The 12,406-nt window shown below is 66.7% G+C and carries 10 protein-coding genes; 6 read left to right on the top strand and 4 right to left on the bottom strand.

Features of this window, described 5'->3' with window-relative positions; translation table 11 throughout:
* The first annotated feature begins 114 nt into the window (after nucleotides 1–114).
* Nucleotides 115–2,313 carry a response regulator gene (locus tag ACN0SE_RS04425; protein WP_417523280.1) on the top strand — a complete coding sequence of 733 codons (2,199 nt, stop codon included), beginning with the start codon at nucleotides 115–117 and terminating at the stop codon, nucleotides 2,311–2,313.
* A gap of 213 nt (nucleotides 2,314–2,526) precedes the next feature.
* Here the strand turns inward: ACN0SE_RS04425 and ACN0SE_RS04430 are convergent, their stop codons facing one another.
* The 4 genes from ACN0SE_RS04430 to ACN0SE_RS04445 all read right to left on the bottom strand — a co-directional run bounded on the left by ACN0SE_RS04430 (nucleotide 2,527) and on the right by ACN0SE_RS04445 (nucleotide 6,783).
* The gene (locus ACN0SE_RS04430) at nucleotides 2,527–3,345 is read right to left on the bottom strand and encodes a bifunctional allantoicase/(S)-ureidoglycine aminohydrolase (protein ID WP_417523281.1); all 819 of its coding nucleotides are present in this window, start codon (nucleotides 3,343–3,345) and stop codon (nucleotides 2,527–2,529) included.
* A 107-nt stretch (nucleotides 3,346–3,452) separates the two neighbouring features.
* Nucleotides 3,453–4,223 (bottom strand): peroxide stress protein YaaA, encoded by a 771-nt coding sequence (yaaA, locus tag ACN0SE_RS04435; protein WP_417523282.1) that lies wholly within the window; start codon nucleotides 4,221–4,223, stop codon nucleotides 3,453–3,455.
* Nucleotides 4,224–4,271: 48 nt separating this feature from the next.
* Nucleotides 4,272–6,317: a DNA helicase RecQ gene (recQ, locus tag ACN0SE_RS04440; RefSeq protein ID WP_417523283.1), complete on the bottom strand. Its 2,046-nt coding sequence runs from the start codon at nucleotides 6,315–6,317 to the stop codon at nucleotides 4,272–4,274.
* Between the two features lie 178 nt (nucleotides 6,318–6,495).
* On the bottom strand, nucleotides 6,496–6,783 hold the full coding sequence (locus tag ACN0SE_RS04445) for a YggT family protein (protein ID WP_417523284.1): 288 nt from the start codon (nucleotides 6,781–6,783) through the stop codon (nucleotides 6,496–6,498).
* A 125-nt stretch (nucleotides 6,784–6,908) separates the two neighbouring features.
* On the opposite strand from ACN0SE_RS04445, the gene ACN0SE_RS04450 reads away from it, so the two are divergent.
* The 5 genes from ACN0SE_RS04450 (at nucleotide 6,909) to ACN0SE_RS04470 (ending at nucleotide 11,738) form a co-directional block, all read left to right on the top strand.
* Complete coding sequence (locus ACN0SE_RS04450; RefSeq protein ID WP_417523285.1) at nucleotides 6,909–7,445, top strand: acyl-CoA thioesterase; 537 nt, start codon at nucleotides 6,909–6,911, stop codon at nucleotides 7,443–7,445.
* A gap of 305 nt (nucleotides 7,446–7,750) precedes the next feature.
* Nucleotides 7,751–9,103: an MFS transporter gene (locus tag ACN0SE_RS04455; protein ID WP_417523286.1), complete on the top strand. Its 1,353-nt coding sequence runs from the start codon at nucleotides 7,751–7,753 to the stop codon at nucleotides 9,101–9,103.
* Nucleotides 9,082–10,026, top strand: coding sequence for a penicillin-insensitive murein endopeptidase (gene mepA / locus ACN0SE_RS04460; RefSeq protein WP_417523287.1), 945 nt, complete (start codon nucleotides 9,082–9,084; stop codon nucleotides 10,024–10,026). The genes ACN0SE_RS04455 and mepA overlap by 22 nt, the downstream gene beginning before the upstream one ends.
* 6 nt (nucleotides 10,027–10,032) lie before the next feature.
* Nucleotides 10,033–10,917, top strand: a complete 885-nt coding sequence (locus ACN0SE_RS04465; RefSeq protein WP_417523288.1) for an esterase-like activity of phytase family protein — start codon at nucleotides 10,033–10,035, stop codon at nucleotides 10,915–10,917.
* Between the two features lie 170 nt (nucleotides 10,918–11,087).
* Nucleotides 11,088–11,738, top strand: coding sequence for a queuosine precursor transporter (locus ACN0SE_RS04470; protein WP_417523289.1), 651 nt, complete (start codon nucleotides 11,088–11,090; stop codon nucleotides 11,736–11,738).
* Nucleotides 11,739–12,406 lie beyond the last annotated feature (668 nt).

Raw genomic sequence — 12,406 nt, forward strand, 5'->3', positions numbered from 1 at the left:
GATTCCTCCGGGGCGTGACGTCATCGTCATCGGAGGCCCGAGAGGCTTAAACAGATCTTCATTCCTTGCCGCCAAGGTGCCGGCGATGAGCCGAAGAATTTCCGGAGCCGGGCGATGAGTCTCGCCAGCAAACTCGCCGAGGAACGCCGCGCCCGCCTCGCGGCGGAGCGTCTGCTCGAGCTCAAGCAGGCCGAGCTCTTCGCAGCCAACCGCAAGCTCGGCCACCACGCCCGCGTGCTGAGCGAGGAGATCGTCGAGAAACGCGCCGAGATGGCCACCGTCCGCGACGAGAACCAGCGGGTGAAATCCGACCTCAACCGCGCCACCGAGAACCTCGAAGTGGCCGAACGCCGGCTGGTCGAGGCGGTCGAGACCATCGAGGACGGGTTTGCCTTCTTCGACGCCAACCATTGCCTGATCTTCGCCAATTCCGCCTATCTTTCGGTCTTCGAAGGCATGGACGAGATTCAGCCCGGTGTCTCCTTTGCCCGCATCCTGCAGATCCTGACCGAAGAGGGCATCGTCGATCCCGGCGATCTGTCGCCGGCGGACTGGCGCGCGATGATGCTGGCGCGCTGGCAATCGCCCAACCCCGAACCGGTGACTCTGCGGCTCTGGAACGACAATTACATCAAGCTGCACGACAAGCGCGGCGAGGCCGGCGATGTGGTCAGCCTTGTGCTCAACATCACCGGCACCATCCGCTACGAAAAGAACCTGCGCGAGGCCCGCAACCGGGCCGAGGCCGCCAATCGCGCCAAATCGGCCTTCCTCGCCAACATGAGCCACGAGATCCGCACGCCGATGAACGGCGTCATCGGCATGGCCGAACTCTTGACCGACACCGAACTGACCGAGGAACAGCGACTTTACGTCAACACCATGCGCAACTCGGGCGAGGCGCTGTTGGTGATCATCAACGACGTGCTGGATTATTCCAAGATCGAGGCCGACAAGCTGGTGCTGCACCCGGAACCCTTCGATCTGGAACGGGCGATCCACGAGATCATCATGCTGCTGCAGCCCACCGCCCGCGACAAGGGCATCGACCTGCTGGTCGATTACGACATCTTCCTGCCGACGCAGTTCACCGGCGATCCCGGGCGCATCCGGCAGGTGCTGACCAATATCATCGGCAATGCGGTGAAATTCACCCTGCAGGGCCATGTGCTGACCCGCGTGGTCGGCGTGCCCCGCGACGATGGCAGCACCGCGATCCATGTCACCGTCGAGGACACCGGCATCGGCATCCCGCCGGAAAAGCTCGCCCATGTGTTCGGCGAGTTTAACCAGGTCGAAGATGCCCGCAACCGAAAGTTCGAAGGCACCGGGCTGGGGCTGGCGATCTCGAAGCGGCTGATCGGGCTGATGGGCGGCGAGGTCTGGGTCGACAGCGTGCAGGGCCAAGGGTCGAGTTTCGGCTTCAACCTCAACCTGCCCTGCCCCTCCGGCGAGATCGTGCAGCCGCCGGTGTTGCCGCGCCACCTGCGCCGGGTGCTGATCGTCGATGACCAGCCGGTCAACCGGCTGATCCTGGAAAAGCAGCTGCAGGTGATGCAGGTCGAGACCGCGAGCTGCGCCAATGGCCGCGAGGCGCTCGATCTGGTCGCGGGCGGGATGGGCTTTGACCTGGTGCTGACCGATCACAACATGCCGGGTGTCGACGGGTTGGAGCTGGCCGAGGCGCTGCGTGCTGCCGGCCAGACGGTGCCGCTGGTGATGCTGAGCTCGAACACCGGCCATGCCGAGCAGGACCCGGCGTCGCGTCACATGCATGCCATCCTGCAGAAGCCGGTGACCCGCGCGCGGCTCTTCGAGGTGCTGAGCGGTGTCTCCTCGGCGCCGCGCGCCCCGGCACCCGCGCCGCCTGCCGCGCCAGAGGCCCCGCCCGCGCAGCCCGAGACCCCGGAGCAAGGCGCGCCGCTGCGTATCCTCGCCGCCGAGGACAACAAGACCAACCAGTTCGTCTTTCGCAAGATGGTCAAATCGCTGCCGGTCGAGCTGCATTTCGCCAACAACGGGCGCGAGGCCGTCGCCGCCTTTCAGACCCTGCGGCCCGACGTGATCTTCATGGACATCTCGATGCCCGAGATGGACGGCCGACAGGCCACCATCGCCATCCGCAAGCTCGAGGCCGAGAGCGACCACCACACCCCGATCATCGCCTGCACCGCCCATGCGATGACCGGCGACCGCGAAGCTTTGTTGGCGGTGGGGCTGGACGACTACATCACCAAGCCCCTGAAACGCGCGGCAATCGAGGAGATGCTGGGGAAATACGCGCCAAAGGCCGGTGTGATGAAGGCCGGCTGAGCTTGGTGACCCGCGTCCCGGACCTGATCCGGGACCTCATTGCCGACGTCGGGTGGAGAGGCCCCGGATCAGGTCCGGGGCGCGGTGGCGCTGGTCCATGCGTCGGGCGGGAGGCCCCGGATCAGGTCCGGGGCGCGAAGGTGTTGGTCCGTGCGTCGGGCTGGAGGCCCCGGATCAGGTCCGGGGCGCGATGGCGCTGGCCCATGCGCGCCGTCAGAGCCTGGCGTGGCGGTTCACATCCTTGTAGAGCAGGTAGCGGAACCGCCCCGGGCCACCGGCGTAACAGGCCTGCGGGCAGAAGGCGCGCAGCCACATGAAATCGCCGGCCTCGACCTCGACCCAATCCTGGTTGAGCCGGTAGACCGCCTTGCCCTCGAGCACGTAGAGGCCATGTTCCATCACGTGGGTCTCGGCGAAGGGGATCACCCCACCCGGCTCGAAGGTTACCACGGTGACATGCATGTCGTGCCGCAGGTCGTTGGGGTCGACGAAACGCGTCGTGGCCCAGGCGCCGTTGGTGTCGGGCATCGGCGTCGGCGCGACCTCGGCGTCGGAGGTGACAAAGGCCTCTGGCGCGTCCAGCCCCTCGGCCGGCTCGTAGCGTTTGCGGATCCAGTGGAACCGCACCGGCTCGGCGCCCTCGTTCTTCAGCGACCAGTTGCAGCCCGGCGGCAGATAGGCAAAGCCGCCGGCAGACATCGCGTGGGCCTCGCCCTCGATGGTCAGGGACATCGCGCCTTCGACCACGAAGAGCACGCCCTGCGCTTCCGGGTTGGGTTCGGGCCGGGTGCTGCCGCCGCCGGGCGCGACCTCCATGATGTATTGCGAAAAGGTCTCGGCAAAGCCCGAGAGCGGCCGCGCCAGAACCCAGGCGCGGGTGCCTTCCCAATGCGGCAGGAAGGAGGTCACGATATCGGCCATGGTGCCGCGCGGGATCACCGCATAGGCCTCGGTGAACACCGCCCGCCCGGTCAAGAGCTCGGTCTGTCCGGGCAATCCCCCCTTGGGGGCGTAATAGCTGCGCTCACTCACGGGCCTGTCTCCTCATTCAATCACCCAAGCACTAAACGCGCTTCGCCGGTGTTAGGGAAGAAGTGGCAAACCGATAGGTTTCTTCGGCAGATTTTGAAAAACCGACCTCAGTCGCGGCCATCGTGCAGAAAGGCCGGCTTGTCCGGTGCCGAAAGCTCGGCACTGTAACGATAGCCACCAAGGTCGAAGCCCAGCAGGTCCTCCGGCCTGCGCAGCCGGTTCTGCACCAGGTAGCGCGCCATCGATCCGCGCGCCTTTTTCGCAAAGAAGCTGATGATCTTGGGCTGGCCGTTCTTCATGTCGTAGAATTGCGGCGTGATCACCTGCAGTTTCAGCGCCTTTAAATCGACCGCGCCGAAATATTCCTGGCTGGCGCAATTCACCAGCACCTCGCTGCCGGTAGCCTCGCCCTGCGCGTTCAGCGCCTTGGCGATCCGGTCGCCCCAGTAATGGTAGAGGTTGCTGCCACGTCGGGTCTTGAGCCGCGAGCCCATTTCGAGCCGGTAGGGCTGGATCGCGTCGAGCGGCCGCAATACGCCGTAAAGCCCCGAGAGCACCCGCAGGTGATCCTGGGCATAGCGCAGCTCGTCTTCGTCCAGCGAGCGCGCCTCCAGCCCCTGGTAGGTGTCGCCGGCAAAGCCGAAGATCGCCGGGCGCGTGGCCTCTGGCACGGGCGCGGCCTCGAAGCTCTTGAACCGGTCGCGGTTGAGCCTGGCCAGATCGTCGGACAGCCCCATCAGCCCCTTGAGATCACCCAGCGTCAGGTTGCGCGCGGTCTTGACCAGCCGCAGCGCCTCGTCCTGCATCGCGGGCTCGGTCGTTTCGACCGCAACCTCTGACCAGTCCAGCCGTTTGGCCGGGGAAATCACCACGAGCATCCTGCACCTCCGCCTTCTGGTCGGGCCCCTTGCCCGCCGAGGGCTGACCTAGCTTGCCTCGCGCAGAACGTCCAGAAAGGCTGCGCCGAAACGTTCCGTCCGGCGTTCGCCCAGCAGCCGCTCCAGCTCTTCCGGTACCGAGGGGCGGCGTTCGGCAACCTTGGCCAGTTGCGCGGCCGAACAAGACAGCGGCTTTTCGGTGCCGCATTCGCCGCGCGTCAGATCGGCCTGAACCTGCATCAGCCGGTCATAGACCGAGCCGGCGTCGCGGCCCGCCAGCTTGCGGCGGCTGGGGTGCATCTCTTCGCCGGCGCCGGTGATCACCGAGAGGAAATCGGCGCCGTAGCTCGCCAGCTTCTTGGCGCCGACACCGGAGATCCGCGCCATTTCATCCAGGCTGGCGGGGCGGGTTTCGGCCATCTCGACCAGCGTGCGGTCGTTGAAGATGATATAGGCCGGCACGCTCGCCGCCTCGGCCAGAGCGCGGCGCTTGGCCTTGAGCGCCGAGAGCAGCGGCGCATCCTCTTCCGAGACCATCGCCTTGACCGCCGGGCGGCGCTTGGCCTGAGCCTTGGCGATGGTGTCGCGGCGCAGGGTGATCGAGGCCTCGCCGCGCAGAATGGGCCGCGCTGCCTCGGTCATGCGCAGGGCGCCGTGGCGCTCGGGATCGGGGCGCATCAGGTCGTGGCCCATCATCTGCCGGAACACCGCCTGCCAGCCGCGCTTGTCGAACTCGCGCCCGACGCCGAAGGTCGGCAGCTGGTCATGGCCCTTCTGCCGGACTTTGTCCGTCTCGTTGCCCATGACGATGTCGATCAGATGGCCGGCGCCGAACCACTCGCCGGTGCGCAGCGCCGCCGAGAGCGCCTTGCGCACGGCGTCGGTGGCATCGAAGGTCTCGACCGGGGTCTGGCAGAGGTCGCAATGACCGCAGGCCACGGCCTCTTCCCCGAAATAACCCAGCAACGTCTTGCGGCGGCATTCCAGCGCCTCGGCCAGACCCAGCAGCGCGTTCAGCCGGCCGTGGTCGGCGGCGCGGCGTTCCGGCGGGGCCAGCCCCTCGTCGATCTGGGTGCGGCGCAGGCGGATGTCATCGGGGCCGAAGAGCGTCAGGGTCTCGGCCGGCCCGCCGTCGCGGCCGGCGCGGCCGATTTCCTGGTAATAGGCCTCGATGCTCTTGGGCAGGTCGGCATGGGCGACCCAGCGGATGTCGGGCTTGTCGACCCCCATGCCGAAGGCGACGGTGGCGACGACGATCAACCCGTCCTCGCGGGCAAAGCGGCTCTCGACGATGCGGCGGTCCTCGGCCTCCATGCCGCCGTGGTAGAAACAGGCGGTATGGCCATCCTCGGCCAGCGCGCGGGCCAGCCCCTCGGTCTTGGCGCGGGTGCCGCAATAGACGATGCCCGACTGGCCGCGGCGGGCGGCGGCAAAATCGAGGATCTGCCGGCGCGGGCTGTCCTTGGGCTGAAAGGCGAGGTGGATGTTGGGCCGGTCGAAGCCGCGCAGAAAGCGCGCGGGCTCTTCGCCGTCGAACAGCCGGGTGACGATCTCGTCCTGGGTTTCGCGGTCGGCGGTGGCGGTGAAGGCGGCCAGTGGCACGCCCAGCTCGCGGCGCAGCTCGCCGATGCGCAGGTAATCGGGGCGGAAGTCATGGCCCCACTGGCTGACGCAATGCGCCTCGTCGACGGCGATCGAGCTGACGCCGATGCGGCGCAGCATCTGCATGGTGCCGCCGGCGGCCAGCCGCTCCGGCGCGAGGTAAAGGAGCTTGAGCGTGCCGTCCTCAAGCGCTTGCCAAACCGCCTCGGTCTCTTCGGGGGTGTTGCCGGAGGTCAGGGCGCCGGCATTGACGCCGGCCTCACGCAGCCCCCGCACCTGATCGCGCATCAACGCGATCAGCGGCGAGATCACCACGGTCACGCCCTCGCGCATCAGCGCAGGCAGCTGGAAGCAGAGCGACTTGCCGCCACCGGTGGGCATGATGGCCAAGACGTTCTCGCCGCGTGCCACGGCTTCGGCGATCTCACCCTGGCCGGGGCGAAATCCGTCGAATCCGAACACGTCCCGCAAAAGCGTGGCGGCGTCGTCCATGGGGCAAGACCTGCGATATCTGTGTCAAACTGCTCTCAGACGAACAATCACACATTGAGATTCGGTGAACAAGGCCCAGACAGGCAGAGCGCCGCGTCCCGGGCCTGACCCGGGACCTCTTGGCTGGCCGGTCGCCGGGGCCCGAGGCGAGGCCCCGGAGCGGGGTCCGGGGCGGGCGTCAGATCAGGCCGAAGAGCTCTGGCAGGATGAAATCGCGCAGCGAGATCAGCACGATGAAGGCCACCAGCGGCGCGAGATCAAGCGGCCGCGTGTCCGGCAGGATATTGCGGATCGGGCGATAGATCGGCTCGAGCAGGCGGTTCAGACCGTGCCAGATTTGCGCGACCAGCGGCTGATGCAGGTTCAACACCTGAAAATTGATCAGCCAGCTCATGATGATATGGGCGATCATGATAAAGAACGCCACATCGAGGATGAGCTTCAGGGGCCCGTAAATCGCGTACATCTCGTGTCTTTCTCCGGCTGTGCGCCGTCTAGGTAAGCGTGGCGCGACCAAAGCACAAGTGTCGCTGCGTCACGGCTTGCCCGTGGGTCGGGCGCGGCGCACACGGGCGGCCGGAGGTATTTCACATGTATCCTTTCATCCGCATGTTCAAGGAACTCTACGTGCATCGCAAGGCGCCGCCCTTGCCGATCGACGGCACGCATGTGTCGCATCACATGTGCTGGCCCTGGGACATCGACTTCTGGATGGAGCTGAACAACGGCCGGACGCTGACGCTCTTCGACCTCGGCCGCATTCCCCTGGCGCGGCGCACCGGTCTGATCCCGGTGCTGCGGCAGAAGAAATGGGGGCTGACGGTGGCAGGCTCCTGCGTGCGCTACCGGCGGCGGATCCGGCCGTTCGAGCGGTTCGAGATGCGGACACGGGCGGCGGGGGTGGACCATCGGTTCATCTACATGGAGCAGTCGATGTGGAAGGCCTCTGGCGAATGCGCCAACCACGCGATGTACCGCACGGCGGTCACCGGTCCTGCGGGGATCGTGCCGCCGTCCGAAGTGATGGCAGCGATGGGCGTCACCGAGATGCCGGAGCTTCCGGCGCACGTGACCGCATGGATCACCGCCGAAGACACAAGGCCCTGGCCGCCGATGGCAGACCGCTGAATTCCGCGCCCCGCGCGCCGGACAGCGGCTGCCCGCGGGGTGCCGCTGCAACGATAGTTCGGCGGCGATTTATCCCAGTTAAATCCTGAGAACCTCTGAGCGCAGCACAAAGCTCAGCCGAAGCGGCAGCCCGGGGGGCGGGCAGCCGCTGGCCAGGCGGCCTGCGGCCTTGAGTCCGGGCCGGGAAAGGCTCGGGCCATGGGGCTTCCGAGCTGACCCGACCTCCACATCCAAACACCGCAACAACAAAGTCTTGCGCCAACCCCGGCACTCGGGCTTAACCCTGTAAAACCGCGGGGGGCATCATGGACGCGACGAAACGGAAACGGATCTGGGGCTGGTTCTTCTTCGACTGGGCCAGCCAGCCGTTCAACACCCTGCTGCTGACCTTCATCTTCGGCCCCTATGTCAAGGAACTGGTGGGCGACGGCACCACCGCCCAGGCCGCCTGGGGCTATGGCATCGGCGCCGCCGGTCTGGTGATCGCGCTCTGCGCCCCGGTGCTGGGCGCCATCGCCGACACCTCTGGCCAGAGGATGCGCTTCATCTGGGTGTTCTCGTTGATGTACGTGCTGGGCTCGGCGGTGCTGTGGTATGCCGCGCCGGGCGACTTCAACCTGCTGCTGATCCTGCTGGCCTTTGCCATCGGGCTGATCGGCATGGAGTTCGCGACGATCTTCACCAACTCGATGCTGCCCGACCTCGGCACCAGGGAAGAGATCGGCCGCATCTCCGGCAATGGCTGGGCCTTCGGCTATGTCGGCGGGCTGGTGGCGCTGGTGATCATGCTGGCGCTTTTTGCCGAAAGCGCCGAGACCGGGCGCACCATGCTGGGCCTCGCACCGCTCTTCGGGCTCGACCCGGAAACCCGCGAAGGCACGCGCTTTGTCGGGCCGCTGACGGCGGTCTGGTACGTGATCTTCATGGTGCCCTTCTTCCTCTGGGTGCGCGACCCAAAGCCGGTGACGGCGCGCAAGGGCGCGTTGGTCCAGGCGCTGCGCGATCTCAGGGGCACCCTGCGCCGCCTGCCGCGCTCGCCCTCGCTCTTTGCCTATCTCGCCAGCTCGATGTTCTACCGCGATGCGCTGAACGGCATGTATGTCTTCGGCGGCATCTATGCCGCCGGGGTGCTGGGCTGGACCGTGGTCGATGTCGGCATCTTCGGCATCCTGGCGATCATCTCCGGCGCGCTGTTTGCCTGGCTGGGCGGCATGTGGGACGCGCGCTTCGGCCCGAAGCCGGTGATCACCGCCGCGATCCTGGCGCTGACCTTTGCGGCGATCTCGACGGTGCTGGTCTCGCCCACCTCGCTCTATGGCATGGCGCTGCCAGAGGGCTCTTCGCTGCCCGACATTGCCTTCTACGGCATCGGTGCGATCATCGGTGCGGCGGGCGGCGTCCTGCAGTCCGCCAGCCGCACGATGATGGTGCGTCAGGCCAACCCGGAACGCATGACCGAGGCCTTCGGACTCTATGCTCTGGCGGGCAAGGCGACCTCGTTTCTGGCGCCTTTGTCGATCGGCGTGACGACCCAGATCACCGGCTCTCAGCAATTGGGCGTAACCCCGCTCATCGCCCTTTTCCTGATCGGACTTTTGTTGCTACGCTGGGTCAAACATGAGGGAGACCGAGCAGCATGGTCCGACCGTTCCGAGTAGCCAGCCTTACGATTTTCTGTGCCCTTCTCGCCGCTTGCGGCGGCGGTGACGGTGTCAGCACGAGGGCCACCCTGGCCAGCGCCCCACAGGCCACCATCGGTGATTCCATGGGGGTCCTGTCCAGCAAGCAGGCCAAGCAGCTGTTCGGCGCCAAACGCGCCGGATCGGCGCAATCGCCGGCCCCCTACGGCAGCTATGCCAAGGGCTGCCTAGCCGGTGGCATGCAACTGCCGGAAACCGGCCCGACCTGGCAGGCGATGCGCCTGTCGCGCAACCGCAACTGGGGCCATCCCCAGATGATCGACTACCTGCGCAAGCTGTCGGCAAGGGCGGCGCAGCTGCCGGGCTGGAACGGGCTTTATATCGGTGACATCTCGCAGCCGCGGGGCGGCCCGATGCTGACCGGCCATGCCAGCCACCAGATGGGCCTTGACGCCGACATCTGGCTGCGCCCGGCCAGCAACCTCGGGCTGTCGCAACAGGCGCGCGAGTCGATCTCGTCGATCTCGATGCGGCGCTCGAACGGCGCCTTCACCAACGACAAGTGGTCGCCCGAGCATCACGCCCTGGTCAAGGCCGCGGCCTCTGATCCCCGGGTGGCGCGGATCTTCATCTTTCCCGGCGCCAAGGTGCAGATGTGCAACGACGAAAAGGGCGACCGGTCCTGGCTGCGCAAGGTGCGGCCGTGGTGGGGACATCACTACCATTTCCACGTGCGGCTGGCCTGCCCCTCCGGTGCAAGCGGCTGCGTCGACCAGAACCCGCCACCCGCCGGTGACGGCTGCGCCGAGGCGCAGGGCTGGGTCGACCGCATCCTCAATCCGCCGCCGCCCGATCCGAACGCTCCGCCGCCCAAGCCCAAGCGCGAACTGGTGCTGGCCGACCTGCCGCTGCAATGCGCCAGCGTGCTGGAGGCGAACTGAAGTCACATGAACCGTATTCTCAGGGCGGCCTGCCTCGGCCTGGCGGGCCTCGCCAGTGGCTGCATTGCCGCCGAAACCCCGACGCAGGCGCGGCATGTGCAGAGCTTTTCCTGGCGCAGCTCTGCGCCGGGCTTTGGCGGCATGTCGGCCATCGAACTGGCCGAGGACGGCGAGAGCTTTGTCGCGATCTCGGACCGTGGCGCCTACGTCGAAGGGCGTCTGCTGCGCAAGAACGGCCGCATCGTCAGCGTCGAGAGCAGCGCGCCGCAGCCGCTGCTCGACACCGAGGGCAAGCCGATGCGCCGCAAGCAGGCGCAGGATGCCGAGGGGCTGGCGATCGACGCCAAGGGCCGGCGCTACATCTCGTTCGAGGGCGATCACCGGGTCTGGGCCTATCCGACCATGGGCCGCGCCGAGGCGCTGCCGGCACATCCCGATTTCGCCGGGCTGCAGAACAATTCCTCGCTCGAGGCGCTGGCGGTCGACAGCCGCGGCTGGCTCTACACCCTGCCGGAACGCTCTGGCCAGATGACCCGGCCCTTCCCGGTCTATCGCTTCAACGGCAAGTCCTGGGACCAGCCGTTTTCGATCCCGCGGATCGGCGGCTTTCAACCCACCGGCGCCGATATCGGCCCCGACGGCATGTTTTACCTTCTGGAGCGGGAATTCACCGGCCTGGGCTTCCGCTCTCGGGTCCGCCGCTTTGCCCTGAGCGCCAAGGCGCTGGGCGACGGCGAGGTGCTGCTGGAGAGCCACCTGGCCAAACATGACAACCTCGAGGGCCTCTCGGTGACCCGCACCCCGGCCGGGCAGATTCGCCTGACCATGGTGTCCGACGACAACTTCAACGCCTTCCAGCGCAGCGAGATCGTCGAATACCTGCTGCCCTGAGCGCGCGGCTGCCCCGGACCTGCTCCGGGGCCTCCACCGCCGCCCATGAGGCCCCGGAGCAGGTCCGGGGCGCGGTTTCGCTTGACCGAAGGCCCTCCGCTCTATAAGCCCCGCCCGTTCCCGATCAGGGGGCCAAGTCGCCGCAACCTTGCAAAAAACGGGCATCAGACATGACACGCACTCATCTTCCCGGCATTCTTGCCATGGCCGCCATCGTCGTGGCCTCGAACATCCTGGTTCAGTTTCTCCTTCTCGACGGCCTCCTGACCTGGGGCGCCTTCACCTATCCGCTGGCCTTTCTGGTCACCGACGTGATGAACCGCGTCTATGGCGTGGCTGCCGCGCGCAAGGTCGTGCTGGCCGGGTTCGTCACCGGGGTGATCTGTTCGCTGATCGGGTCGCAGATCATGCTGCAGGGCGATGGCTACACCTATGCCGCCGTGCCGCTGCGCATCGCCGTGGCCTCTGGCGTCGGGTTCCTGGTGGCGCAGCTCACCGATATCGCCGTCTTCGACCGGTTCCGTGGCGGACGCTGGTGGCGCGCGCCGCTGGTCTCGACGCTGGTGGGCTCGGCGCTGGATACCGCGCTGTTCTTTACCATCGCCTTTTCCGCCTCGGTCACCTTCTTCGGCGCCGAGGCCGATGGCGCGGTCAACTGGGCCTGGGAGGCGGTGCCCTTCTTCAACGCCGGCCCGCTGGCGCCGCTCTGGGTGACGCTGGCCTTTGCCGACTGGCTGGTGAAGCTGGCGCTGGCGCTGATTGCATTGATCCCGTTTCGGGCAATCGTCGCGCGGCTTGGGCAAAATCGCGCTCTGGCCTGAAAAAACCTTTTGCGATTTGTCTCGTCCGTGCCATGATTCTCATACGGACAACAAACAGAAAGGAGGTGCTTCAGTGTCTAGAGAGGTATTGGAGAAAGGTGTCGGAACAGTTCGGGGGGACGCCCTCTGAGGCAGCCCTTGGGGGATCGCTCCCTCGAATTGGTAGGACCTAACCGGCCCCACCTCCTGACATTCTCGAAGGGCCATGCCGCAGGGCATGGCCCTTTTCGTTTGGCAGCGCGCCGGGCCAGTGGCTGCCTGCGGGGTACCGAAGCTACTGCCGTTCTACAGCGCTTTATCTCCGTCAAACCCGGAAGAGCTGCGAGCGAGGCACTTGTATCAGCCAAAGCGGCAGCCCGGGGGGCGAGCAACCGCTGGCCCGACGAGCGGGCGTGCGCCCTTGAGTCCGGGCCGGGTGCGCTGAAGACCCCGGTTTCACCAGAGCAACGCGCACCGGGCCAGTGGCGGCCCGCGGGGTGCCGTAGCAACGGTTTTTCGGCAGCGCTTTGTCTCCGTCAAACCCGGACAACCTCCGAGCGAAGAGCTTGTGTCAGCCAAAGCGGCAGCCCGGGGGGCGGGCAGCCGCTGGCCCGGCGGCCTGCGGCCTTGAGTCCGGGCCGGATGCGCTGAACAGGCCGATGGCGATGCCGCTTATCCCTCAAACCTTG

The sequence above is a fragment of the Marinovum sp. genome (assembly GCF_048263515.1).
In the GTDB taxonomy this organism is placed as follows: domain Bacteria; phylum Pseudomonadota; class Alphaproteobacteria; order Rhodobacterales; family Rhodobacteraceae; genus Marinovum.

Bases quoted from the DNA above. Each gene is read 5' to 3' on its own strand.
- ACN0SE_RS04450 (WP_417523285.1), top strand. From the start codon at position 6,909: ATGTATCCTTTCATCCGCATGTTCAAGGAACTCTACGTGCATCGCAAG.
- recQ (WP_417523283.1), bottom strand. From the start codon at position 6,317: ATGGACGACGCCGCCACGCTTTTGCGGGACGTGTTCGGATTCGACGGA.
- ACN0SE_RS04470 (WP_417523289.1), top strand. From the start codon at position 11,088: ATGACACGCACTCATCTTCCCGGCATTCTTGCCATGGCCGCCATCGTC.
- ACN0SE_RS04425 (WP_417523280.1), top strand. From the start codon at position 115: ATGAGTCTCGCCAGCAAACTCGCCGAGGAACGCCGCGCCCGCCTCGCG.
- ACN0SE_RS04465 (WP_417523288.1), top strand. From the start codon at position 10,033: ATGAACCGTATTCTCAGGGCGGCCTGCCTCGGCCTGGCGGGCCTCGCC.
- yaaA (WP_417523282.1), bottom strand. From the start codon at position 4,223: ATGCTCGTGGTGATTTCCCCGGCCAAACGGCTGGACTGGTCAGAGGTT.
- ACN0SE_RS04455 (WP_417523286.1), top strand. From the start codon at position 7,751: ATGGACGCGACGAAACGGAAACGGATCTGGGGCTGGTTCTTCTTCGAC.
- mepA (WP_417523287.1), top strand. From the start codon at position 9,082: ATGGTCCGACCGTTCCGAGTAGCCAGCCTTACGATTTTCTGTGCCCTT.
- ACN0SE_RS04445 (WP_417523284.1), bottom strand. From the start codon at position 6,783: ATGTACGCGATTTACGGGCCCCTGAAGCTCATCCTCGATGTGGCGTTC.